Here is a 26,229-nt window from a genome sequence, read left to right as displayed (position 1 = left end):
AACATGAAAAGAAAATACTCCAATCAGAGAAAGAATCTATGCCAAATAGAGAAATTCTCTTATGAAGTCGTGTTATTCCAAGGAACCGTTCTAGTTTCTATGACTTGGTTTATCGCTTGTAAGACCGATTGTTTTTGTTTTTTCATGGTACTCATAAAGCTTCGTATCTGACAAAAAGATTCTGCGCCTTTCTTACTTCGGAAAGTCCCAGACACTTTCTGTTTTACTTTCGTCATCCGAATATCCCGTTCTGCTTGATTGTTATCAAATGGAATGGCTGGATGTTCTAAAAACGCTAGAATTCTGTCAGAATACTTGACGAAGCGATTCCATAAATTTTGAGAAGGCGTCTGCTTTCCTTTCTTCTTTTGTTTCGTGGAAAGAATCTGTTGTTCTTTCAATATGGATTGATACATAATAAACAGATTCTTTTGCGTCGCTTTTGGCATGGTACCTTCGGATTGCTTTTTCATCGTCAACGCTTGCGTTAGAAATTTCTGCATCTGTTGTGCCCATTGTTCTCCAGTACTATCTATAATTCCTTGTAAATCTCGTAAGAGATGGGCATTACATAAAACGTGACGACAATCTGTATACGCATCATACGATTTCCAACCATCATGCATCGCAATTCCAGAAAAAGATGGCAAGATTTCTCCAGCATCCATTGCTTCTTTTCCACGTTTTTGATGAATATGTTGCAATGTCACCTCCGGTGTACTGGCAGTATGTAACCATTGTGTTTTGTTTTCTACACGCATACCAGTTTCATCAAAATGGACAACAGGAGACTGCAGAATCTTTTCCTTTACTTCTTTTATGAATGGCTGCAATTGAGAAGCGAAAGCCTGTGTATGATTTACCAGGGTTCCTTCGCTTATAGAATGTCCAAAACAATCCTGAAAGAATTCTTTTGTTCGCTTCAAAGAAATGCATTGATAATGCGTTAAATAGGGAATCAGTCTTTTTATATTTGGACCATATTGAACAGGACGAGATACTGTCGAAGGAAATTGGGCTTCTTGGATAGAATGGCAATGTGGGCATTCTTTCTGTTCTACTTTATGTTCTGTCACTTCGATCTGAATAGGTGGTAAGTCATACACTTGGCGAATGCGATACCCTTTTACAGGCTCGTGGTTCAAGGAAGTATGACAACAAGTACAATATGTAGGAGAATGTGTAATCGTATGATCTGGAGTCGCTGTCAAACCAAGAGTATGTCCCTTGTGGCCCAACTGGCCACCCGTTTGACGATGAGACGGTTTGCGCAAACTTTTTGTAACGGGCTTACCCAAACCATCTGTAGAAGGTGGCTTATGACTATTTTTGGAGTTTTTTTTTGAAGCATTTTCTAGTTCTTGTATACGTTTTTCTAACTTAGAAAATGTTTCTTCAAATAAAGAAATAACAGCTTCAGGTCCTTTTTTATATGTATCTAAAATAATTTTTCGATCGACCATAAGATTCACCTCCCCTGTTTGATATACTCAGTATTTACAAATGGGAGGCATATGAAACTAGTAAAATTTAAAAAAGACACCGAAAGGTGGCTGAGTAGTTACAATAAAATTAAACAGAAAAACCTTTACTCAAAAAGGAGTAAAGGTTTTTTCACAATACAAATAAATGATTATTAAGACCGCCCTACCAAAATCACAGAGGTGCCTTTCTATCAAATCGTATACCACTCCCTCGTTGAGTTTTAGCACTGTATAGCATAGGTTTTTATAACCAGCTACATTAAAAAGGGCCTTAATCCGACCGTTCCTGTTGACCCATTGGCGTCTCTCGACATTTTTGGGCAGCAGCGTTTCTCTATACAGGAGCCTCACCTAACAAAGTTTATTGAATTACTTCAAAATTTAAACCAGAATTTAATATTTGTCAACTGACTTTCAATTCCATTCATAAAAAAATCTTTTATAGAAAATGAAATTATATTTTATTTTAAATTTAAAATTCTCCTTAAAAAACATAGAATTCAAATAGATTTAATTCAAAGAAACGTAATAAAACATATGAAATTTATTGTTTTTAATCAAATTCCAATTTTATAACAAAAGATGAATAATTAGTCATTCTGTATATCAAAAGAACATTCATAAAAAATCTTCTTTTATGATTAAAATCTTCTTTACTGTTTATCAAATTTATATGGTTAAACTACTTAATCAAACGATACACTACAAGTCAAAAATATGTACTTATACGGAATGATTACATACATTTTTTCAAATCATTTCTCAAAGGACTATAAAGCAATAAAACAAATAAAATTAGCAATATGGTTGCTTGACAAGCAAAAAAAATATATTTATGCTTGCTACACGAAACAAACACATAAAATTTATATTGCTTAACCTGTTAGGTGAGGCTCCTATGCAAACACAGGCTATTGCCCAAAAATGTCGAAAGACGCCAATGGGTAGAACAGGAATTGTCGGATTAAGGCTCTTCTTAAGATAGCTAAGTAATGAATTTTCATTACTTTACGTTGTATAGTGCCAAAGCTCTACTAGGGGGAAAAAAGCCTTATTTAGTCATGCCATTTTGAATCCCTCTAGTTACATACTAGGGGGATTTTTGCGTAAAAAAACAGGGAGTAAGCGATAGAATCTTCCTAAACAAAAGTCATATTTAGTAATTGACGAGAACAAGATTCTATTCATAAGCAAATGTAATATTATGTTTTGTTTTAAATCAGGAGGATATTAAAATGAAAAAAATATTAAAACTCGATTATCTATTGCTCCTTCCTCTATTCATAACATGTACTTTAGGTATTATCATGATGTATAGTGCAAGCTCCATTGTCGCTGTCCAACATTACGGTTATAACAGTAGACATTTTGTTGATTCTCAATTAACAAAGCTACTTTTAGGAACAATAGGGTTAATAGTTTGTGCTTTACTCCCATATGAAATATGGAAAAAACGAATAGTCTCAATCTGTATTATGGTTGGGGGGATTTTTTTATTGATTATGGTTTTATGGAAAGGAAAAGTGGTAAATAATGCCCAATCATGGATCTTTGGAATACAGCCAGCTGAATTTCTTAAATTAGGAACAATACTTGTAACAGCCCGCTTTTTTGCATTAAGACAAAAACAAGCTAAAAATAACTGGAGAGGTATCGGAAAACTTTTATTCTTTTTAGCTACAATTTTTTTTCTTATCTTTAAACAACCAAATTTAGGATCTGCACTTTTAATATTAGGTATAGGTTTTAGCATATTTCTTTGCTCAGGAATAAATATAAATCTACTAATCAAAAGAATTATCATCAGTTCTATTTTGTGGTTACCTATTTTATATTTCTTGATTCAAAATAGTTTGTCAGAAGTTCAAAAGAAACGTATTACTACGATTTTCAATCCATTTCTTGATGCGCAAGGAAATGGATACCAGCTTGTAAATTCTTTTATTGCCATTGGCTCCGGAGGAATCACTGGTCGTGGATTTGGAAATAGCATACAAAAAACAGGTTATCTTCCGGAACCACATACAGATTTTATAATGGCAATAGTTTCTGAAGAACTAGGATTTATTGGTGTATTTATTATATTGGCTGGAGTTTTGACTATAGTACTTCGCTCCTTAAAAATTGCACAATTATGTGTAGATCCATTTGGCAGTTTTATAGCAATTGGTATAGGATGTATGATCGGTATGCAATCTGTTGTAAATTTAGGTGGTATTACAGGACTATTTCCTCTTACAGGTACCCCATTTCCATTTGTAAGTTTTGGTGGAAGTTCTTTAATGGTCAATTTAATAGCAATAGGAATATTAATTAACATTTCAATTTTTAATAAAATTGAGTTTGATAATCATAACATATAATTTTTATATATCGATTTAAAAATTTTAAAATTCGACCTCATTAATTAATCTATATTTAAAAAATTTCTAATTATTTTTTTAACTGTATAAATATTAATATTAATATTTATCTTCGTTTTAATACGAAAAAAGGCAGGCATAAATATATGCTTGCCTTCCGTTCTCAAAATCAATTACACCTAAAACAACGTGAGGTTAACCAAATCTAGATACTGTCTTCTACGCCCTATTTTTTACTTTTCTAAAACAATTTCTGCTATTTCATTAGCACATTTTTTAGAGTCAAATCCATCATAGTTACTTAGTACTACAACAGTCAAATATTCTTTTGGAAACCGCATGAAGTGTGAACGATAACCTGCCCAGCTACCTGAATGTTCCAAGTATCGACAGTTAAAACCTTCTGCAAGCCTTAGCCCAAAAGCATAATCTTCATTGTCAATAATCGTCTCCCCAGTTGGAGAAATTTTCGGACCTATTTCGCTCATTCTTTTAACAAGTTCTTTTCCACCAACAGTGCCTGTAGTTAAATTTTCTCCCCATCTTACAAGATCTTCAACATTTGTATGAACTGCCCCATCACCTGTATGTTCCCAAGGGCTTTCATAGATTTTATATTTTCCTTGCTCATTCTTCGAATACCCACTAATAATTGGTATAGTTGTTGGGTAGCAATCTACAATTGTTGTGTCTCTCATATGTAAAGGATCAAAAATACGCTCCTTTGTAAATTGACGTAGAGACTTGCCACTTACCTTCTCTACCACTTGTGATAATAAAAAATATCCTGTATTGCTATACTCAAATTTTGTGCCAGCTGGGAACCTTGCAATTTGATGATTTTTAAGGTGCTCTAACGATTCTTCCACAGTTAATGTATCTGTAAATTTAATATTTGCTGATACAGCCAATTCCATATAATCAACTAGTCCACCAGTGTGATGAATTAGGTGTCTCAATGTTACAGGTTCAGCATATGCTCCTATAGAAGGAACGAACCTTACAATTGAATCATCTAAACTCAATTTTCCCTCTTGTTCTAAGAGTAATATAGAAAACGCAGTAAATTGTTTAGAAACCGAGGCAATATTAAAAATATTTTTAGTAGTTATAGGTATATTTCCCTCTATAGTAGCTAAGGCAACCGCACCTTTATAAGTTACCACGCTATCAAAACTAGCAATATATGCAAAGCCAGGAGCTTTTGGTGAAAACTTTTTTAATAATTGTTTAATCGATGTATGCGTCTTTTCATTATATGCATTATTCACCTCAATCACATCCCCTTCCCATTAAATGATTAGTATATTATCCTGTTATCTTTTTCAGTTACAAATTAGAAAAAAATCTTGTTCTGAGGGTACTATAAAATTTTAGCTTGATGACGATGGGGTACCGCCAGCATTTCGAAAAAAAACCACGCTAAGCTAAAAACACAATAAGCTGTCCATATGGACAACTTATTTACATAATTTTCGAAAGCTGAAGTTAAAAGTTTTTAATTTCTTGCTCACTTAAAGCACCCGTTAGTTTAAGTGTATTTCTTCACAATCTTATTTTTAAAATTAGAAAAAATTTTTACTCTTTTTTTAAAAATAAAGCCAGTAGTTAATCAACGGGGGTTCAACCTTAATATTTTCTTGATTTAATGATAATAGAAGATGGTCTCCGTTTTTCATTTATTAATTCTGGCATTTTTTCTAATCCTGTTGGAGTTGACTCTGGCTCAATAATTTTCTCTATTACAAGATCGTTGTCTATTAGAGTATTAATTAATGTTGAAATTGTTCTATGATATTTAACAACACCATCTATCCACCAATGTTCCTCCCTTTTTCCTTCTTCTTGGTAATTATCTAATGCCCAATGTAATCTATTTCCATTATTATCCTTAAACCAATTATTCATTTCCTTTCGAGCTGTTACTATTGGATGTTCTGTTGAAAAGATAAATTCACCATCATTTTTTAACAGACCACTTATTTTCTTAATTAGATGTGAGTAATCTTCTATGTAATGTATAACTAAAGAACTTGTTATTAAGTCGAATTTTTGATTTGGCAAATTAAGTTCTTCTATTGGTACACACATATAATCTATTTTTTCATTTTTGTTATACATTTCAGCTTGTTCAATCATATTTCTTGAGATGTCCACTCCCATAACTTTCGAGGCACCATTTTCTACACAGTACATAGAAAAGTGACCAGTTCCACATCCCAAATCTAATACAGACTTATCTGTAAGATTAGCAATTATAGATTTAATTGCTGGCTGTTCAACAAAATCATTAAAGGTAAATCCAGCTTCACGTAATGACTTATACTTTTTAAAGAAAAACGGATTATCATAAATGTTTTGTTTCATTATATACCCCCTATAATACAATCTATATTTTTTATATTCTAGAGGGCATCCGAAAATTCCCATATTGACCAAAATACAATTCAACTAACCTGCCATTTAGTTGAATAAGGAACAGTGTATATCCTATACATGTTAGGTTGATATAACGTCTCATTATAAGTAGCAAGGAAAAAGAGGAACCCTACTCTCTCAAGGAAACCTCCTTTTTTCGTTCTATGGACCTATGCATTTTTTCATACATTTCTATTCTAGCGCGGTTTTAGGTTTATCGTTTGTTTTTGGATCAACAAAAAAACTGTATTAAATCTTGTTTGATCCTAGGGGTCACTATATATGAACACTACGTATTTGACTTTCTCAATGACTAACATTACTTAACGTGGTAAAATAATATTCGGATGGGAATCCAATGTTATTAAAATTAAAGTGGTTATCAAGTCGGAGGAAGGCACTTTAGGGTGTCTTTTCTTTTTAAAATATATAAGCGCACCATCCCTTTTCTAATAGAGGCCCCCTCATGCCTCCTTACAGGGAGAATGATAAGGCATTTTTTATTTACCCAATTACCGAGCACTCATATGTTTTAAATAGTTACAATACTTGTATTGCTTCAATAACATATGATCATTCTTAAGAATGTCATTGAAATGTATCAATAGATTCTAGTGTAGCAAAATAAATTGTGCTATGATGTGAGCAAATATAAAGCTATCTAACGGAGGGATTCACATGCCGCATGTTGTGTTTCGTGGAATTACTACTGAACAATTAAAACACTTAAGTAAGCCATTAGTAGAAGAGCTCGCAGAAATTTGTGAGTGTGGTACGGATAATTTTACGTTGGAACTACCAAGTTCTACGTTTATATTCAATGGAGAAGAAATAGAAGCGTTTCCTCTTATTGAAGTGAAATGGTTCGAGCGTGGACAGGAAATTCGTGATCGATTTGCCAAGGCCATTACTACATATATAATGGATTTGGGACTTCCAGAAGTAGAGGTTGTATTTACGGTTTTCACAGAATCAGCGTATTATATTAACGGGAAGCATTGTGCAAGTTAGAGCTATTTGAAAGATTTTTGTAACATTTATAAGGGGTAGAACCACATCGCTATCAAGCTAACTAGACAAAATACCCCCTAAAAAGAAAAAGGCAGTATTCTTTCTGAGAAATCATAGGAAAGGATAACGCCTTTATATCAATATGGGGTATAATCGAGATACGTGTAAAAACAGGTCATATACTTACATTTATTTACAATTATATTTGAAATCAGCTATTATATTTTCATAAAATTACAGCTTAAATGATATTTAGCTAATTGTCTAAAGAAAATGTATGCATAGCTTTGCTGTCTGTTTTATCAATGTAGTTTTTGGATAATATTTGGTCAAGTTGATACTAATACCCTCAATAAACAAAAGAAAATTAAGATTGTTCCGAGAAAAAGTAATTAAAAAACGCTCTTAATTTATTTAATTGCGTTATCATTCCATAAAAAATCTGATTATTTGTATAAATGGCATTTCATTAAAACGCTCATTTACAGAAGAACATTATTTAAGTGAAGCCCTCTATAAATCAATTACAACACCTTGAAAGTTTATGATACTATCCTGATCACACTTTTTATATTTAATGTTTTAAGGAAAAAAGCTATACTATAAGCGAAACTAAAAATCAGAAGGGAAATACCAGAACATGGAAAATTATTTGCTATTTATCCTAACAGCACTCCTTATTATAATGATGCCTGGTCCCGGTTTTGCTTTAGTTACAAAAAACACTATCTCTCATGGTAGAAATGGTGGGATAAAGACCGTCTTAGGAACGGTATCTGGAATGATGATTCATACAATAATGGCTACACTAGGACTCTCTGCTATCTTAATGAAATTTGCTATGCTATTTACATTAATAAAATATGCTGGGGCATTTTATTTAATTTATTTAGCTGTAAAGTCAATTAAAAGTGCCTTTTCTAAAAAAGAAGATATGTCAGGTTCAGTGGAAGTAAACTCTAAGGATATTGGAACGGTTAAAAGTTTTAGACAAGGATTTACCACGGCAATCTTAAACCCAAAAACGGCTGTATTTTTCCTTAGTTTTCTACCCCAATTTATTGTGAGTAATCAAAGTCATTTCTTCCAATTTCTTTTGTTGGGATTCACATTTACGACTTTGACAGCAATATGGTATTTATTTTATATCTCTCTAATACGTCAATTAAGAACTTTTTTAAGAAAAGAAAAGGTGAACCGTACAATAGAGGGTATTACTGGCACAGTATTATTAGTATTTGGAGTTAGGCTATTTTTCCAAAAGTAAATATGTAATAGAGAGAGTTTAAAACTTTCGGTTTTTCCAATAAATGAATCAATATAAAGAGTATGGCTTTCAAACAGTAAAAAATGAACAAACGGGTATGTTTGTGGAATAAGCTTCAATAAAATAAAAGTTTACATTGGAGTTTTGAATCATTTGTAACTAATTTTGTAATAAATTTCTCAATATAAATATACTTGTTAATTACAGCTCTAATATTCAAAATTAACAAAAAAACAAATTATACTAACAATATGATGGTTATCCTTTTGTTTACTCCTTGTGCTAAAGATAAGATCGTATTTCCGAATCTTATCTTTTTATTTTTGGATTTTAGATACAAGAAAAGGAATCCTTAATAGCTTAAGGATTCTGTAACAGGAAAGAACAAACATATAATAATAAAAAGAATTACTTATATTATAATTTAAAAATAAGACAAAGATGTTGAGAAAACTTGGAATGGATTGAATATTTACATGTACTTATTTATAATTGATTAAGAGTTGGAGTAGTAATCTGTCATCTGTTCCTTTTTTAAAGAAGATTGATCTCAATCTTCTATTTTTTTGTGTTTTTTCCTCTTCTCTCGAAAAAAGGAAAAAGAATTACTTAAGAATTGTGGAAATTACTTGCTTATAGGCTAGTTGTTGCTTACCATGAACCATCATTAGGACGGCAGATTTATCTGTTGCAAGGATCTGCCCACGTACTGGAACGCCATTCTTTAAAAACACAGTAACTTCCCCTTTTTTCTCTTTCAATTGTTCATACATATCTTCTTGTAAGTTATACATGAAATACGCCCCCTAATTGTATCTACTTTTCTTTTAATACTTGCTGCTGCTCATTGTTGTCTATTTGTATTTCCCATCCATCTTCTATTATATGTAAACTATTTTTCAAATAAAGTCTATTGGTGTCTAGGATCCTATTTTATGGGATGGGGAATATATATATGAACATGGTTCAAGTCAAAGAAAAGGCACTCCTAGGAGTGCCTTTTCTTTGACTATTTAAATGTGCGAACGCTTTCAAAACTATTGGATATAAATTGATGTACGCATTGTATTAAATGGTGCATTTATAGATGTCTTTTGGTACTCAAATGTTCCTTGTTGGTGTCCAGAAGCATCCCATTTATAATACCAGCCAACGATCGGTCTTCCACCAATTATAGTGGATCCAATACTTTTTACATTAGATCCATTCATTTTAGCAAATGGGTTTTGGCCATATCCCATTTCTTTCGTGGTAATATATAAGTATTTTCCTCCGTGATTACGTGATGTGCTAAAGCTGTTCTGGTTAATCGTTTCTACTCCGCCCAGTTCAGATTCTACTTGTACGACGTTTAATGAAGTAAGTGGTGCTGCTGGTCCAGCAGAAGCCTCTGTTGCCATTCCTAATCCGACGAACGCTGTGATTGCTAACGATGAAATCCCTAGTGCTGCTTTTTTAAACATAAAAAACATCCCCTTCCATCTATTGTTTTCACTTACATTGCCAATATAATCCTTATAACCTTATATGTAAATAGATCCCAACTGTAGAAATAACAGAAAGAATATTCTGATTCATCAACATTAGAAATTTACTTTCAACAACTTGAATAAAGCATAAAACAATAATTCGAAGAGCTGCACGAGCAACCTCTGGTCATTTACCGCTGATTCTACCAGATGATCCACGAGACTTGTCAGAAAGACAATCTCGGCATCGGAATCATCCCGAAATCCGCATTTGAGCTGGCGAACCACAGTAGTCTGGAAATGGACAGTCCTTCCCTCCAGACCAGGATCGCGGCAATCTGAATCAAGGAACGTTACATGTCCTCATTAACCAGAAAGTGCTTGAAAAGTTTCAGTAGGGAATAATAAAAGTAAGGAATAAATCGGCTGTTCACTCCTTTGAATTATAACCACAGGCTTCCGTGTAGCGTTGAAATAAAGATTGATAGAAAAGTGCTTGAAGCCTTATGTCCCCTTGGTTTAACAAATGATTTTTTGTAAATAATATGTTTGTTAAAAACTTAATTAAGGGGGGCTTTTATGCCACAGGATCGAAAAGCAGAAGTTCAAAACGATACATACGAAAGAAAAGTTATTATGCCAGATAATTCACAATCTCTACCACTTCACATGCAAAAAGAGCTGCCTCACGAATTTTCTGTAAATCCTTTGTTTGCCCGCAAAGGAGAATCCGTCGTTCCACGCTTTCATATGTCTGATGAAGGCATGTTACCAGAAACAGCATATCAAATCGTCCATGATGAAATTACTCTTGATGGCAACGCCCGCCTGAATCTTGCAACTTTTGTTAGTACATGGATGGAGCCTACCGCAGAGCAATTATATGCAAAATCATTCGACAAGAACATGATTGACAAGGACGAATATCCACAGACAGCTGAAATTGAGGAGCGGTGTGTCCGTATCTTAGCCAACCTCTGGCATTCGCCCAGCCCCCTTACGACTATGGGCGTTTCAACAACTGGATCGTCAGAAGCATGTATGCTCGGTGGGCTTGCCTTAAAGCGACGATGGCAAAATGCACGTAAAAGCGAAGGGAAGCCGGTGGATCGTCCCAATATTGTGTTTAGTTCTGCTGTTCAGGTCGTTTGGGAAAAATTCGCGAATTATTGGGAGGTTGAACCACGTTATGTGAAGGTTAGCCCTGAACATCCTCAATTGGATCCTCAGAGGGTCCTCGCAGCCGTGGATGAAAATACGATTGGTGTAGTACCGATTCTCGGTGAAACTTATACCGGTCTTTACGAACCGGTTGCCGCAATTGCGAAAGCGTTGGATGATTTACAGGCGAAGACTGGTCTTGACATTCCCATGCATGTGGATGCAGCTTCAGGAGGATTTATAGCACCATTTCTCCAACCAGATTTAGTCTGGGATTTTGAATTACCAAGGGTGAAGTCCATCAATGTATCCGGACATAAATATGGATTAGTCTATCCTGGATTGGGTTGGATAATTTGGCGGGAAGCTGAAGATCTCCCTGAAAATCTAATCTTCCATGTCTCCTATTTGGGCGGAGACATGCCGACCTTTGCTCTGAATTTTTCTCGTCCTGGCGCACAAGTGCTCCTGCAATATTATAATTATTTACGTTTAGGGAAAAAGGGGTACTATGATGTTCAAAAGGCTTCACAGAAAGTCGCTCTTTTTCTAAGCAAGGCCATTCAGAAGATGGAACCGTTCGAACTTTTGTCTGATGGGTCGGACATTCCGGTTTTCGCTTGGCGACTGAAAGATGGCTACACATCAAACTGGAACCTTTATGATTTATCTCGACAATTGCGTGTATTCGGTTGGCAAGTACCCGCCTATCCATTGCCTCCAGATATGGAAACGGTGACGATTATGCGAGTTGTGGTTCGAAATGGATTTTCCATGGATCTTGCGCATTTATTTTTGAGAAACCTCAAACAGACTGTTGCCTTTCTGGATTCCCTGGATGGGCCTATGCCACATGATACGAAATGTGATAATGGATTTCATCACTAAATAAAAAAGCCTAATTTCTTCACATTAAATTACACTCGGCTTTATGGTCGATTAAACATTTTTACTTCAGACGTATTAAACTGATGTAGATAGTCTTTAGTAGAAGTATAGCCTGAATTCATGAGTGTTTTCTTTTCTTCTTCTGTGATATCGAAATTAAATGACGGCGTAAAGAATGTATTGATAAATACAGTGCGGGCAGCATCTTCTTTGGTTGTTTTTCCACTCTCATGACCTTTGATCATGGTTTGAGACAAATTCCATGCAAAATGAATAAGAGAATGGCCAATATGATGTTCTGTTGAAGTTGCGATATGTTTTAACATGGCAACCTCGGCCTGAGATTCTAAACGGAAACCTAGTGTTTCTTTGTTATAGACAATTTCATCTGTAGGATCAAAGAAAGATGCATTGTATTTCGTGTGTAAGCTTCTTAGTGTAGAATGATCCTCCATATTGCTTATCAGTTTATTAACCTCGTCAATCGTATCTGTGGTCGTGAAGTGTTCTTCCTTATTCACAAAACTTTTCCGATCAAATAAACGAATTGGGTAGTTATCGAGTACACCTCCGTCTACATAATAATCTTTATCCCATTCCACAGATTTAAAAAAGAATGGGATGGACATCGAAATCCGCACAGCAACTACTAACGGGACATCAGGTGTCGTTTCGCGAGAAAACGTACGAAGCTGGTGTGTAGAAACGTTCGTTCCTTGGAAAAACACGTCTTTTCCTGTTTTGTCATACAACTGCTGAAAAGTTGTGTCCTTACTCCCTGTCCACTTTTCAACGATTTTTCCTACCCACTCAGTGAAGAAATCCCCTTTATAGATACCAAAACCATCAAAAAATAAACGAATGTTATCTTGTACAATCGAAAAATCATCATCTTTAAATGCTTTGAAATTCATGTCTTTGTGGATTTTTACAAGATCTGCGAATGGAATGGAAAGACCTAAAAGTAATGCAGTAATCGCTCCAGCTGACGTCCCCCCAAATCGTTGTATTTCTGATAAAATCCCTTCTTCATTTAGTGCACGGATGGCACCTATATAAGCGCTTCCCTTTACCCCGCCACCTTCAAATACTAAGTTACGAAATGGATATGCCATTATATACCTCCAATAAAGAAATTTTCGATCTGTTATAGTATCGGAAGTATATTGAAATATATTCCAAATGGTATTAATAAAGTTTCCTGTCCTCCGATACGTATGGCCGAATTATCTTTATTCAATGAATGAATTGTTTGAAAGAGAAGAAATTTGCTTGGAATGGTAATTTAGTAGAATAGGAAATAGGAAACAGGAAACGGAGCGCATCTTTGGATACACTGACTAATATCCCCTTTTGAAATTGTATATAACGTAACTTCTTTTCCAATGCATCCTCCTAGTAAAATCACGAGTAAGAAATCAAGGAACAACCTACATTTCATAAAGTCCTCACTCTCTTTAACATGCAATCCAGTAATATAATTTTTTTCAAATACGTAGAAATATGGTTTAACCAGTAATCAATGATCAGATCTTCTTAACTTAAGTAAACCTAAATCTATTTGTCTCCATACAGAAAGAGATAAATAGTTTTGTTCCTATTCATGAAATAGTACAATATATGCAAAATTACATATCTAATTAATTGCTTTTAATGTTATATTTTAATAGCGATGAATGCTATTATTTCATAAGTTGTCAACAAGCGTTATGTATGTATGAGAAAAAGGAAGGAGCCAAATAGGCCCCTTCCTTTTTCTACTAATTAACTAAATTACTCTCTGGTAAAAATTTAAATAGTAATGCTCATTTACAGGCGTCTCATTATGCATTAAACATGCTAACTTAGCTTGCTGTCGGAAAAAATAAAAACGATAGCATTAAGTTATTAAGAGACAAAAATTCATCAACACGAAGACAGATTTGTCTTGGCTAGATAAATTTGGTGATAAATACAGGAAGTAACTCTTACGATTCAATGATTCTTTTTCCTGCCTTCTACCCTTGCCACTTCTGTTTCATGACTTGTAAATAGAGATCTTCAAACTCGTTAAAATGGACGCGAAAAACACCTAATGTATCGATATAAGCAGAAATCACATCTTTTTCATTAAAATGGATACCTTCCTGTGCTAAGTCATAGCTATCATTAAGGCTGTATAAATCAAAATATTCTTCTTCCCAATACAGGCCTCTATTTACTAGTAATCGAGTAGAGCAAGTAATAGCTTGTTTAATATTCCATTTCTGAGCTACTAACTTTTCATTTAAGACTGAAAGAAGGATGTTTACCGAGGGGTTTTCATCAACTATGCGGCTATATGACAGTAAAGCCGATTCTATATATATCAGCTTTGCTTTAGACATTAAAGATATCTCCATAATTTCATATGGCGGGTGATCATTTGCTTCAATCAACCTATCGCACCATGAAATAACCTCCTCTCTATTCCAAAGTCCGCAGCCTAGTCCTAATGCATACAAGTGGGCTAAAGTTTGATAAGATTTCAATATGGTTCACCTTCAATTTAACTGTATAGTGGTATTGCATTCATTTTGGAAATAATCACGCTTAGTAATAAATATAATAAGCTGCCCAAACGGACAGCTTATTTGCATTAAAAACGCTACACATGAACTTTTTCTTTTTTTCGACGCACAAGCCACCAAACTAAAGATAGCAGTACTAGGGGAAACGGAAATATCTGAATAAACAAAAATACTTCCCAAAAATCATGCATCGCACTACCAGGGGAATCTGTTGCCATCCCGCCAATAAAAAAAGACAATGGAATGACAAGTATATTTATACCTAAGCTAATCATTAGGAATGATAGATTTTTCTTCCAGATTACTGGTAATGCAGCCACGATTAATAAAACCAATGCAGTACCCAGTATAAGAAACAGTGCTCCAAATAAAAATACAAAGTATAAAATAGCATTGATTAAAGGTTCCACAATAGCCCTCCTAAGGATTCATTCTATAGAAACACTCATGTTATTTAGAAAGTCAGGATGCTATACCTCTTAGTTGTCTTTCAATTTCTTCATCGCTATAGTCTTCATTTATCTGCTTAGAATACTTAATCTACTTGCTTATATTCTGGACTGCGTTAGGACATATGTTTCTATTGTACAACCAGCTAGCAAGAAACCCACACTTATCCCTGCTAATACGGTACCTTTAAAGGCTCTGTTCATATTCATTTGCCCCTTTTATCTTTTCGTATTTTTTCTCCATCCATAGACAGTCCATTATGAACGTTTTCATTATAAGTATTGTCTGCTCCTTACTATCTGTTTCGGCCCTGATTCTTCTCGTTTACCGTTTCAGTATTACGCTTCAATTCGCATTATCATCACATAAAAAGGACATACCTATTCATATATATACCTTTATTATTTTATATTGAAATAAATAATGGTTCAAAGTTATTTTGTGAAAATTATACAAAAATTAATAATTCATCAATTACCCAACAATAGATAATATGGATAAAGAAAAAATACTAGAGAATATCACATTGTAGTAGTCTCTAGTATCTTTTCATAGTATTTTAGCGGCTATGCAATACGGAGGGATAAAAAAGGACCTCTTACGGAAAGATAAGAGGTCATCAAAAAGATAAAAATGTTGTATTTGAAACACGCGAGTTTCTAATTCACATCATAACACAATATATTTGTATATTCAATATATACATTAAAGATAAAGAATATTACATCATTGAAGATTACGGTGAACCAGGAGATAGTGTTGAAAATGAACCTACTTTGCGCAACATTTTCCCGAAAAAGTATGCGGATGTAGCACCTGCTAAGACATTTTGAATAATCTTTGCAGCTGCTACATCAACGGGTAATTTATTGTATTTCCAATCTAGAGAATCAATTGTCCAATCCCATACTTTTAAAACTAGTGAAATAGATCTTTTTAATTACATACTTAATTTATTTTTTAATGTCCAATATTTTTCTCCATTAGCTTCAAAAGAGAATTCTACCCATCCATTCGGATCTTCACGATAAATAAAGATGGTTGTTCCAGGAGTTACTGTACCAACTTTATTCTCCTCGACAGCTACATCTGGTCTACTTTTAATTTTTAAATTAAATGGATAAGGTACCTGATAGTAAGTAGCTGATGATACAACATTTGAGCTTGAACCGTCTGCATACATTTTATATGGAATTTCATTAGATAACGCGTCGACATCTAATGTTTCAGGATTCTTTGGTAATTTTTTTGCATATGTATAGTCTTCTACACGAAACGGTTTAATACGTTCCATAATACCCGCAATTTTCTTAGCCCAGCCTTTATCTGATGCATATTTCACGTTCATGCCAGTTAATGTTGACCCGTTATAATACATACCACTTTCTTCTAAATATCTTTCTCGTACATAATTAGCGTTATAAGCAATACTATCGCCGTAGCTTGGTAAATATTTCGCATATTTAAACGGATCTCCATCATATGCACGTAGACCGAATAAATTATGTTTTTGATATGCGATTTCTGATTTTCCGTATCCAGATTCTAAAATCGCATGCGCCGCTAAATAATGAGCACTCACGCCATATTGATTTTGCGCATTGATAAAATCTTGTCCATGTCCAACTAAGGGACTATCTGAATGATATTTTGCAATAAAACTATCAATCTCTTGAGCTGTAATTTTCGAAGCCACTGTTAAATTTAAATCTTCATATGAGGTAGCAGTAATAACCTCTTTTTCATCGTTTAAATTTTGTTGTAACATATCTGTTTTTGCAGTAAGTTGAGCAGCTTCAGCACGTGTTATAAATCTATTTGGTTGCCAACCGTTCTCGGTACCATTAGAAATTTTTAAATCTATTAAAATATTGGCATGTTTTTCTCCCCAATGCCCTTTTAAATCTTCAAATCTAACCTGCTCGTTATGATTTGCTGTGCTTTGTAGTTTATATGCATTTACTAGCATGGTAGCCATAGCAGCACGAGTTACTTTTCCGGATGGATTAAAGATTCCATTACCTTCACCTTTAACAATACCAGCTTTTTCAGCAGCAGCAATATAAGGAGTAGCCCAGTGGTTTTGTGAATCTGTAAAAGATGGTTTTGCATTAGGCTCAATTTTTATACCTAAAACTTTTGTCATAATTTTTGTAGCCGAAGCTCTGTCTAAGGAGTCATTTGAACCAAAAGTTCCATCTGGATAACCATTTAATACCTGTTTATCAACTAAATAGTTAACGGATTTATCAGCCCATGTAGGAACATCAGGGAATTTATGAGTATCTGCTAAAATATTAGAAGAATAGGATAATATAGCTCCTGCAAGGATACCTGTTGCAATTAATTTGTGCTTCATTAAAATAAACACCTCTACCATTGTATTTATCAAATTGAGATTTTCTATTTTTATATTTACATGTTTGTAATAATAATAAAATCGTATTATCACGCATTCAATTTGATGTAACGAGTATAGTTACTTATATACACAAGTGTCAATGAATTTCTTTTACAAAAATACATAATATTTACATGCTTTTATAATTGACTTATGTATAAATTTTGTAAAGGACCTTTTGATAGATTTTACCTGAAGAAATCTCTTTAGTTGTTAATTTGCCAATCTTTCTCGTTTACTATTAATCAATTAAAAAAAGAATTTTTTGTTTGAAAATCTTAAGTTGATGGATGTGTGAACGTACCGCTACTAAAATTCTTGCTTTTAATTTATTGTTACTGTATTATATTTACGTATCAATATAAGGATTATAGTATATAAAAAGGAATCAAGTCTATAAGTAAGATTTAAATCCTTTTCCAATTCAAAAAGATTTTGCCAAAATCTAATATAATTTATGCTTATCTTTTTAGTATGTATCTAGTAAAAACATATTTTTTATCCATAGAATTCTGTTTTCAATGATATGAATTAGTGTTCTAAACAAGGAATCCTACAAAGTGATCTGAAAAACCTGAGAGATATTGTATGTAGTTTGCTCATCTCCAGGTACTACAATAAAAGAGCCTTACCTCTCTAGGCAAGACTCTACTAGTTTAGTTGTATACTATTTACATGATAACTAAGAAACAGAAAACATATAACACCAAATAACAGCACCCTATTCTCCTCCTACAGCTAATACCTGTTTAACCCAACTCTTAAATTTTTGATTACTGTAAATCGCTTGCACTCTTTCCATATTTCCTCCTATTAAGGAGAACCCTTAAAGACTCTCACCTCGCTATAGTACCATTAAAAAATGAATAATAGAGATCTAATGTATAAATATGCAATATTGCATACGGAAATGTATTGTTATTATTGTAAGCGCTTACTATAATAAAGTTATAAAGATTTATTACATTTTAATACGAAAAAGAGGAGAGAATAATATGGAAATCGCAATGGCAGTTTTAAAATTTATAGGTGGAGCAATCCCATTAATTCAAGAACTTCTAAAAGCATTTATGTAAATTCACTATTTAGCAATTATTTATAAAAATTATCATACAAATGATCTGTATATCAAAAATGAATTGGCTTACAGATCATTTGCGTGATCAAGGTCCCTTTAACATGGCTAAGGGGCCTTTTTAAAATTTTTAAATAATTAAGGTTACGTCACATCACCCTCAAGTTAGCAAAATAAAATGAAACTTTAACTTGATGGTGATGGGGTAACAGTTGTGATTTAGAGATAAGATCAGATTATACAAAGTTTTGCACGTCAGCGATACCGGAAATAAACTTCGCCTTTAGTAGCAAGAATCCCCAATAAAGATAGTCAACTTGCCTATTTAGGAATAAGAGTGTCAATTTAAATAATGCATTCTGAAACACTACTCTTCTTCTAAAATAGCGTAATAATATTCATCCCACCATTCATTCCCATGTGGTATACACTTCCTGAAATAGCCTTCTCTTCTCATTCCAATCTTCTCCATTACTCGATATGATGGGGTATTTTGTGGCTGACATGTAGCTATAATCCTATGTAATTTCATTTCCTTAAAGCCATATTCCAATGTAGCTTGTGCTGCTTCAGAAGCATATCCTTTATTGAAATATTTAGGATTGAACACCCAACCAATCTCATATGTATGCTCACCAAAATATTTATGAAAAACTATATGACCAATCAGAATATCTTTATGAATTAATACTACAGGAAAGTTCTTAGCGTTTTCACCAATGTTTTCATTCACAAAGTTTCTTGTATTTTCTTCAGTAAAAACCCCTTCAGGTATGTATTTCATAACATTGATATCTGATGTATACTCATGAACAGCTTGCCAATCTTTGAACTCAAATTTCCGTATTAATAATCTTTCTGTTTTTATAAACATTTACTTTTCCCCCTCAAAAAATTGCAACTATATTTTAAATCCACATTTAACCCTTAAAACAAAAAGAACTTGTAGGACTCTCTACAAGTTCTTTTTGTTTTAAGGTGAATATACGAGCCAAACAAACTATCTTACAGATTGACTGTAGAAACTTTAGGGGTAATGCTTTGACAAATATATTATATAACAAATATTAACATCCATAGGATTTATTTTTGAAAATTATGTGAATTAAGAAAGGAAGTAGTTTTTTCTTAGCTATTATTATTATTAACTGACGGTATCATTATATTTTATTCTGCAACTTATTTAGAAGAGCTATGTACATTTCGAAGAAGTTCTTCAATAAGTTTTGTTTTTTCATTTACCTTTGTGGCATATGTGAAATCACCATAACAATATGGATACCTAAAATTATTTTTATTTCCACCACAAGTATACATCGCTGGATTTTGATCAACTTTCATCTTAGAAAACTTTTTGGCTGAATCCTCCGAGTGTTGTTTAACTTCTTGACTAGCAACAAAATCAATATAACCTGGCCCCATATTATAGCTTTGAATAATTGTATCCATGCTAACATCCTTGTCCGTTCCATATTTGTACATTTTAGCAAAGTGTTTTACCCCTTGTTCAATGCTCAAGCTTGTCTCTTGAATTTCATTTGGCTTTAATCCAAGTGATTCAGATGACTGCATAGGATCGTTTCCCTCACCTGTTATGAAGTGACCTTTGTCAATAGTTTTTCACCCATAATATTTTTCTTGATGGCATACAAAAGCTTCAGAAATAAGATCTATCGACAGTTAACCACTCTGTTATTCGTGGATTGGTTACCTCAGGTTAATGGTTCGTCGTTAGGCTCTTATAATCTCACTGCGTGGATCACACCTTTTCAAATTCTAATAAATAGCTTGTTTATCAGAATTTCAGCCATGCCAGAAGAGGTGAGTCATAGATAGCCAGACCTGTAATTCACTATCTCTGAAGCTCATCTATGCCATCAATTGATACCTTTGGTTTCTAACTATGAATGAATCAATCAACTTCATATCCTTCCCTCTTTATTTTCGGTGAATTTTACCTGTTTCTAATCCCCATATAAAACACCCCAGTTCTCTTGCGATAGCTGTAACGGCAACATTTCTAGGTTTCCCTTGATATATCATGCGATAATATTTTCTTTGTAACCTTTCTACAGCCTGATCCGCATAAGCAATCACTTCGCTTCGTTGCCCTTTTTGTCTTGCTTTCACTCGCTTCGATTTTAATCCGATTGTTCCTTTTACCAACGCATTTGCACATTCTACAAGAGTAGACCTAACGGTCGAATTTCCTTGTTTTGTAATCGAACGTCGACTGATTTTTTCTCCACTTGAGCTTTCGCTTGGTGTCAATCCTACATAAGCCATAAATGCTTTAGCCGTGGGAAAACGAGTGAAGTCTGCAATTTCCACATGAACAGTCATTGCCGATGTTGTATCTATACCTTTTAAGCATCTTAAATTTGCGATTGGTTCTTCGTACCTTTCACGATGAGATAATTCTTCTAATCTCAGACTGAACCGCTCAATTTTATCGACTAGAACATCATACTGTAATAGGTATTCGCCTAACGTTTCTTTGAATAATCCTTGTAGATCAAGATTCTTTAACCATTTCATATAAGCGATTGTCCAGCTTGATTTCCCTTCATACACATAGCCATGCCTTAAAAGGAATGCTTTTATCTGTTGTTTTATTTTTTTCAAAGATGTTTTAAAATCACCTAACATGCGGATATACTCTTTCACGGCAACATCCTCTTCTTCTGGAACATATACTTCTTTATAGGTGCCATTTGCTAAATTAAGAGCAATCATTTTGGCATCGAATTTATCATTTTTAACCATTTTATTTTTTGATGAACTGTACATTGTTGTGGGAGCTAAAATATCACAATCAATTCCATTTTGTTCAAGAAGATTATGAAGTGAATACCCTAAACAACCAGCCTCATATCCAGCTTTAATTTTTATATCTTCACCATATTTTGTTTTCAGTTTCTCAACGAATTTTTTTACGAGAGATACATTTGAAGCACATCGTGCTTCTCTTACAATTTCCCCAGTTGTTCCGTGTAGTGCACATAAGCTAAAACTTTCCTTGTGGACATCCATCCCAATATAGATTATATTTTCCATAGTGGCCTCCTATTATCATAGGGTATAACCCCATTCATAATGTTTTCATTCATTATTATGGGTTAAAATCCCTGACTTGATAATCTAGGAGGTCGCTTCATATTATCTCTACTCTCTTGATACATAATTCCTAATAAAATTGGTGTTTTCTCTCCTAAATTATATTTTTCTAATTCTTTTTTTAAGGTAGACTCATATTGCAATACACGTTTTTCGGTGGCTTGCGCTTTATTTTGTTGAATATTGGTTTTATAATTAAAATATAGCATTCCAAGTATTATTACTAAGCCTAAAATACTAATAAGGAACACTTTTATAATTTGTTTTTTACTTGTATCCTTCATATATTCCTCCTCGTATAAAAAATTTAATTTTTCAAAGGTAATTGGTTATTTACAAACTATGTAATGAACATCTATCTCCCGCCCTTTTTAGACTCAAACATCAATACTTTAAGGTTTTAAGTTTAATATAAAAATTTAAAGATAAGGTAAAGATAAGATAAAGATAAAATAAAGGGTATTTTTTAGCGTACTTTAAAAGATATTGCTACAAAGGGATATATGGGACAACTTGTTGATATGAATGGATTTAGTGATAATTGAAAGGTTATTGTACAAGTTATTAATTATGGAGACATCATTCCAGAAGATTTAATCCATCTTTTCAATATGCTTTATATAAAAACCACAACATAACATATAATAAAAAACGGCGAACCCTCCACCTAGGAGAATCCACCATCACAAATAACTGATTATTTCACACCTAGTTTTTTTGCTTTCTTAGGGATCCCGTCTTCCAGCACTTCCTCTCAAGCTGTTACACCTGGAATATAATGTGATTGCATTTGAAACAGGGCTTTGGGAAGCAGCAGCTGTTCAGCAAAATTTTGATAACTCAACCGCTACAGAAGCGATGAAACAATCCTTATACTCTGTATGGAAAACTGAGGAACTTGAACAATTATTTACCTATATGAAAGAACAAAAAGAAAAAGGAAAGCCACTCACATTAGCTGGTTTTGATATGAATTTGTTTTATAGATCTTCATTCCGCTCTTATGCAAAAGAATGGTTGCAAAAAGTAAATCCTGAAGTAAAGAGTGAATTTGATACAGCAGTGTCAGAGTTGATTGAACTGGATAGGTATTACAATAAAAATAAAACATATCCCTATGATCGGTTTAAAATGGAGATACAGCCCGTAATTAACAAGTTTGAAAAGGTTAGAATGTTTATTCAGAATCATAAATCTGAATTGATTCAAGTTACACCACATCCTACGTATGATGTGAAAGTCAGAGGTGGCATCTCCTCACCTAACCTGACAGACTATTCTTTTTATATCCGAGATCAAAAAATGGCACAAAACTTCGCATGGCTAACTGAAATGCAGTATGGAAACAAACTGGCCTCCTTTAACAAGTAATAATTTGTTCTGCACCCATGTTGATAATTCTTCTGGTAATCGGAATGTAACGGAACCATGTTGCTCTTTTATAATGACATAGGGATTGCGGAATTCTTCTTGAATGCCGATTCCAATCACTTGATACAATTTCCTGCACTGACTCGGAAACAATATATTTGGAATGTCTAATGATTCAATTTCATGAAAAGAATGACGGAATCTCACATCCATTGCAAATACCATCACACCAACTCCCAGCTATACGTAAAACACAATTAGTATACCGATGAGATCTATGTTGCGTGCAGAAATCCCCGTTTTCTCCCCAGACTTATCTACAAGAATAAAAAAGGAATCACAAGATATGTTCCCTTTTCACTATTTGTTTTCTACACTTTTAATTCCAATATTTCTAGATGCTGAATAGATCCGCCCCCTGGCAGGTAGACATCTTCCTCCTTCAGCAGGTATACGGAACTTTCCGTTTCTACTAGTGATGGAAGATTGCGCACGCCAAATAATAATACTTTTCCCCTATTGCCCAAATGACGTGGGGTATGCATGGAAATCGTAAGGTTGTTTATGCATGTAATTGTTCCTGTTCTTAAACATTTTCGGGTATCTATTTTTATTATGTTTTGCTTTTGTAGCATTTCTTATTTTTATTGTTTGATTGTTATGACTGGCATTTGCTCGTTTTCGGAAATTTCACTGTAACCAAAATAAAGTAGAAAAAACAATAAAATAATTGTCCAAATAAATATAAACACTTTATAACTATACTTCATATGAAAAACCTCATTTTCCCTATATAAGTGAATGTACATACACCCTATAAATCTAATTACATAAATTATCGGATGTTTTAGTAGTAAAGAGTCATTAAGTATTAGGAATTGTTATTCATAAACATATCCAAGAATTCTTCAAAAAAATATCATCTAGGCATTTTAACATTTCATCAAAATGCACAGATGATATTTTGTACGTTTAGCTTGGTAATGCTTTTTATGTAATGAATTCTTATCTCTATTTCACCTTAATGTTTATATGTACAAGAGTCTGTGTAGCAATTAGACTGTACTTTAAATATGTACTCAATTGTGTGTGGGAAAGGAAGCACATTTTATTTAAAGTGGTTACTTTAAAGCCCTTAATTAGTTGGTAGTCTTCTTCATTCAGACAAAAAGGAAATTTAAAGTGTGCACGTACTTTCAACTCAGACTTTTTACTACACACACTCCTATACACATAACAATATTTATAGTTTTTTGTAACATTACAGAAATAACAAGAAATAATACCGAAACATTTATGATATATTGTAACAACTTAGTAACATTAATGTAACATAACGTGTATAATCGCACAATACTTTTTAACTGAAAATCAATAAATTTATGTAAGTACCCATAACATATTACATATTTTTTGTGAAACCTTTTAATGAACAAGTATAAGTGGATGGCGGGAATTGAACCCACATCAGAGGTTCTGGAGGCCCCTGTTTTACCCTTAAATTATACCCCCTCGTGGTCGGAATGACAGGACTTGAACCCGCACATTCAACGGCTACTAGATCCACAATCTAGCAAGTCTAGCATTTCGCCACAAACTCCATAAAAATAGAAAAAGACCACCGAATGTACTCGATTGTCTTTTTGCCATGCATATCTGCACAAGAAGTGTATACTTCAAACCCTTTAATATTTTTAGCTATGAGCATACTTATAAAACTCTAAAAACTATTTGATAATCTTTTAGAATCTAACTTTCTTTTAATACTATTTGCTATTTCTTCAATATTTTCATTTAGAAAGAAATGATTACCTTCAAAAGAATGAAAAGTACACGTTTTACTTGTGTATCGTTCCCATTTTATTACTTGATCATATGTAGTAAATTCATCATTTTCCCCATTAAATATAAGAAAATCAATATCACATGGTTGTGTATTTTTGTCATGAATATACGTCTCAACGATTTTAAAATCTGCTCTTAGAATAGGGAGAAAGATCTCCATTAATTCTTCTGATTGCAGTACCCCAGATGGTGTACCTCCCATTGCAATAACTTCTCTTTTAAATTGCTCATTAGAAAGATTATGTCGGATATTTCTTATTTTACTATTTGGATGATTTCTACCGGACAAAACAAGAAATTCAGGCGATACGTTTTTAGAATCTTTTATTTTTCTGGCTACTTCATAGGCGATCAAACTTCCCATGCTATGCCCGAATAGAATGTAGGGCGAATCATCTATCTGCATAACTATTTTATTGTAGACATCATTTACTGCCTCTTCCATACTTTGGTACAAGTTTTCTTCAATTCTATATCCTCTACCAGCTAACTCTACCGGGACTACCTCAATATATGGATTAAAGTGATTTTTCCATTTTGCGTAACTAAACGCAGATCCCCCAGCATGTGGAAAGCAAAAAAGTTTAGTCTTCTGCATTGATTTTCTCCTTACTTTCAAATTTGTATATAGTTTGGCAAATTGTATAAATGTCTTTAATTATTATCTCTTGAGGAAATTCATCTCTTGTTGCACAAGCAGATAACTTATAATTTGGATCAATGTTATATTGTTTAAAGTAAAAGTTTTTAGGTATATGCTTGTATGAAATTGAAGTTCGTGATTCTTTTTTTATAGAGAATGAATTTAATGGGGTATAAAGCCCTTTTCCAATCGTTTTTATATAGCTTTCTTTTAATGTCCATAAATCATAAAAATAATTAATTTGTTCATCAGAATTCATATTAGATATATCATAAAATTCTTCCGCTGAAAAAAATTCTTTTGCTAATTTAAAAGCCTCTATTTCTGAAACTTTTTCTATATCAATACCCACATTAAAATTAGCAGTAGTACAAACCACCCATTCTCCTGAATGAGACACATTAAAATGAAAGTCAGAAAAGTTTTCAACAAAAGGTTTTCCATACTCATTATATATAAATCTAATTTCTTCATTATTAATTTTATACTTTTGGCAGATTAGAGATCGGATTAGTAAATCCCCTATCAGGGTCCTATTAATGTCGCATGAATTTAATAATCGCTTCATTCGCTCTTTCTTCCCATTTGAAACCAAGTTACTAAGTTTCTTAAACAAATGACTTTCAATATTCTTTGGTATTTTCACAGCGTGAATTTGTATGATAAATCACGTCCTTTTTTAAAGAATGGCTTCATATATGAACGTTACAGAAACTC

20 protein-coding genes, 4 pseudogenes and 2 riboswitches are annotated in these 26,229 nt (G+C 33.3%); of the genes and pseudogenes, 7 read left to right on the top strand and 17 right to left on the bottom strand.

All coding sequences use genetic code 11. The features are described 5' to 3' along the window. Window positions 1-59: 59 nt before the first annotated feature. Window positions 60-1,463 (bottom strand): IS66 family transposase, encoded by a 1,404-nt coding sequence (tnpC, locus tag MHH55_RS06585; RefSeq protein WP_100910632.1) that lies wholly within the window; start codon window positions 1,461-1,463, stop codon window positions 60-62. A 221-nt stretch (window positions 1,464-1,684) separates the two neighbouring features. Beyond that, window positions 1,685-1,850, bottom strand: a riboswitch (M-box (ykoK) riboswitch). A 506-nt stretch (window positions 1,851-2,356) separates the two neighbouring features. Then, window positions 2,357-2,533: riboswitch (M-box (ykoK) riboswitch) on the top strand. Between the two features lie 186 nt (window positions 2,534-2,719). Between tnpC and MHH55_RS06580 the strand changes: the two genes are divergently transcribed. Beyond that, window positions 2,720-3,847, top strand: a complete 1,128-nt coding sequence (locus tag MHH55_RS06580; protein ID WP_074553482.1) for an FtsW/RodA/SpoVE family cell cycle protein — start codon at window positions 2,720-2,722, stop codon at window positions 3,845-3,847. Between the two features lie 233 nt (window positions 3,848-4,080). Here MHH55_RS06580 and MHH55_RS06575 read toward each other — a convergent pair whose 3' ends face one another. After that, entirely contained in the window at window positions 4,081-5,118 is a 1,038-nt protein-coding gene (locus tag MHH55_RS06575; protein WP_078187430.1) for a serine hydrolase domain-containing protein, read from the bottom strand. A gap of 358 nt (window positions 5,119-5,476) precedes the next feature. After that, window positions 5,477-6,214: a class I SAM-dependent methyltransferase gene (locus MHH55_RS06570; protein ID WP_074553486.1), complete on the bottom strand. Its 738-nt coding sequence runs from the start codon at window positions 6,212-6,214 to the stop codon at window positions 5,477-5,479. 729 nt (window positions 6,215-6,943) lie between these two features. On the opposite strand from MHH55_RS06570, the gene MHH55_RS06565 reads away from it, so the two are divergent. Further along, window positions 6,944-7,276 carry a DUF1904 family protein gene (locus MHH55_RS06565; RefSeq protein WP_001120963.1) on the top strand — a complete coding sequence of 111 codons (333 nt, stop codon included), beginning with the start codon at window positions 6,944-6,946 and terminating at the stop codon, window positions 7,274-7,276. A 640-nt stretch (window positions 7,277-7,916) separates the two neighbouring features. Beyond that, window positions 7,917-8,543: a LysE family translocator gene (locus tag MHH55_RS06560; RefSeq protein ID WP_078187431.1), complete on the top strand. Its 627-nt coding sequence runs from the start codon at window positions 7,917-7,919 to the stop codon at window positions 8,541-8,543. 605 nt (window positions 8,544-9,148) lie between these two features. Here the strand turns inward: MHH55_RS06560 and hfq are convergent. Together hfq and MHH55_RS06550 are read right to left on the bottom strand one after the other, a co-directional pair. Further along, a complete protein-coding gene (gene hfq, locus MHH55_RS06555) occupies window positions 9,149-9,337 on the bottom strand; it encodes an RNA chaperone Hfq (protein WP_078187432.1) in 189 nt (62 codons plus the stop codon). 243 nt (window positions 9,338-9,580) lie between these two features. Further along, a complete protein-coding gene (locus MHH55_RS06550; RefSeq protein WP_000472918.1) occupies window positions 9,581-10,006 on the bottom strand; it encodes a DUF4879 domain-containing protein in 426 nt (141 codons plus the stop codon). A gap of 585 nt (window positions 10,007-10,591) precedes the next feature. On the opposite strand from MHH55_RS06550, the gene MHH55_RS06545 reads away from it, so the two are divergent. Next, window positions 10,592-12,061 carry a glutamate decarboxylase gene (locus MHH55_RS06545; protein ID WP_078187433.1) on the top strand — a complete coding sequence of 490 codons (1,470 nt, stop codon included), beginning with the start codon at window positions 10,592-10,594 and terminating at the stop codon, window positions 12,059-12,061. 41 nt (window positions 12,062-12,102) lie between these two features. Here the strand turns inward: MHH55_RS06545 and MHH55_RS06540 are convergent, their stop codons facing one another. The 3 genes from MHH55_RS06540 to MHH55_RS06530 all read right to left on the bottom strand — a co-directional run bounded on the left by MHH55_RS06540 (window position 12,103) and on the right by MHH55_RS06530 (window position 15,020). Next, window positions 12,103-13,176, bottom strand: a complete 1,074-nt coding sequence (locus tag MHH55_RS06540) for a patatin-like phospholipase family protein (RefSeq protein ID WP_048656296.1) — start codon at window positions 13,174-13,176, stop codon at window positions 12,103-12,105. Window positions 13,177-14,058: 882 nt separating this feature from the next. Continuing rightward, entirely contained in the window at window positions 14,059-14,571 is a 513-nt protein-coding gene (locus tag MHH55_RS06535; protein WP_000844534.1) for a hypothetical protein, read from the bottom strand. A gap of 116 nt (window positions 14,572-14,687) precedes the next feature. After that, window positions 14,688-15,020 (bottom strand): hypothetical protein, encoded by a 333-nt coding sequence (locus tag MHH55_RS06530; RefSeq protein WP_137396814.1) that lies wholly within the window; start codon window positions 15,018-15,020, stop codon window positions 14,688-14,690. Window positions 15,021-15,767: 747 nt separating this feature from the next. On the opposite strand from MHH55_RS06530, the pseudogene MHH55_RS06525 reads away from it, so the two are divergent. Next, window positions 15,768-15,875: pseudogene (locus tag MHH55_RS06525) on the top strand (peptidase M56); the annotation flags it as partial. Here the strand turns inward: MHH55_RS06525 and MHH55_RS06520 are convergent. Together MHH55_RS06520 and MHH55_RS06515 are read right to left on the bottom strand one after the other, a co-directional pair. Then, a pseudogene (locus MHH55_RS06520) lies at window positions 15,863-15,976 on the bottom strand (polysaccharide deacetylase); the annotation flags it as partial. The pseudogenes MHH55_RS06525 and MHH55_RS06520 overlap by 13 nt on opposite strands. Window positions 15,977-16,000: 24 nt before the next feature. After that, window positions 16,001-17,419 (bottom strand): S-layer homology domain-containing protein, encoded by a 1,419-nt coding sequence (locus MHH55_RS06515; protein ID WP_000680977.1) that lies wholly within the window; start codon window positions 17,417-17,419, stop codon window positions 16,001-16,003. A gap of 932 nt (window positions 17,420-18,351) precedes the next feature. Here MHH55_RS06515 and MHH55_RS06510 point away from each other — a divergent pair. Beyond that, complete coding sequence (locus MHH55_RS06510) at window positions 18,352-18,537, top strand: hypothetical protein (RefSeq protein ID WP_001987408.1); 186 nt, start codon at window positions 18,352-18,354, stop codon at window positions 18,535-18,537. Window positions 18,538-18,903: 366 nt separating this feature from the next. Here the strand turns inward: MHH55_RS06510 and MHH55_RS06505 are convergent, their stop codons facing one another. The 4 genes and pseudogenes from MHH55_RS06505 to MHH55_RS06490 all read right to left on the bottom strand — a co-directional run. Next, complete coding sequence (locus tag MHH55_RS06505) at window positions 18,904-19,410, bottom strand: GNAT family N-acetyltransferase (RefSeq protein WP_000470150.1); 507 nt, start codon at window positions 19,408-19,410, stop codon at window positions 18,904-18,906. Window positions 19,411-19,715: 305 nt separating this feature from the next. Further along, window positions 19,716-20,126: pseudogene (locus MHH55_RS06500) on the bottom strand (lysozyme family protein); the annotation flags it as partial. A 348-nt stretch (window positions 20,127-20,474) separates the two neighbouring features. Beyond that, on the bottom strand, window positions 20,475-21,593 hold the full coding sequence (locus tag MHH55_RS06495; protein WP_340880263.1) for an IS110 family transposase: 1,119 nt from the start codon (window positions 21,591-21,593) through the stop codon (window positions 20,475-20,477). Window positions 21,594-21,670: 77 nt separating this feature from the next. Continuing rightward, window positions 21,671-21,937, bottom strand: a pseudogene (locus MHH55_RS06490) (lysozyme family protein); the annotation flags it as partial. 496 nt (window positions 21,938-22,433) lie between these two features. Here MHH55_RS06490 and MHH55_RS06480 point away from each other — a divergent pair. Next, the gene (locus tag MHH55_RS06480; protein WP_078186866.1) at window positions 22,434-23,024 is read left to right on the top strand and encodes an erythromycin esterase family protein; all 591 of its coding nucleotides are present in this window, start codon (window positions 22,434-22,436) and stop codon (window positions 23,022-23,024) included. Here the strand turns inward: MHH55_RS06480 and MHH55_RS06475 are convergent. The 3 genes from MHH55_RS06475 to MHH55_RS06465 all read right to left on the bottom strand — a co-directional run bounded on the left by MHH55_RS06475 (window position 22,977) and on the right by MHH55_RS06465 (window position 26,158). Next, window positions 22,977-23,249 (bottom strand): hypothetical protein, encoded by a 273-nt coding sequence (locus tag MHH55_RS06475; protein WP_002164541.1) that lies wholly within the window; start codon window positions 23,247-23,249, stop codon window positions 22,977-22,979. The two genes, MHH55_RS06480 and MHH55_RS06475, sit on opposite strands and share 48 nt — an antisense overlap. Before the next feature lie 1,495 nt (window positions 23,250-24,744). Continuing rightward, entirely contained in the window at window positions 24,745-25,467 is a 723-nt protein-coding gene (locus MHH55_RS06470) for a thioesterase II family protein (RefSeq protein WP_001172947.1), read from the bottom strand. After that, a complete protein-coding gene (locus MHH55_RS06465; RefSeq protein ID WP_002042141.1) occupies window positions 25,454-26,158 on the bottom strand; it encodes a 4'-phosphopantetheinyl transferase family protein in 705 nt (234 codons plus the stop codon). The genes MHH55_RS06470 and MHH55_RS06465 overlap by 14 nt, the downstream gene beginning before the upstream one ends. Window positions 26,159-26,229 lie beyond the last annotated feature (71 nt).

This window comes from Bacillus sp. FSL K6-2944 (genome assembly GCF_038005385.1).
In the GTDB taxonomy this organism is placed as follows: Bacteria; Bacillota; Bacilli; order Bacillales; family Bacillaceae_G; genus Bacillus_A; species Bacillus_A cereus.
Note: the sequence above shows the minus strand (reverse complement) of the source record. Positions and strands in the feature narration are given on the sequence as shown.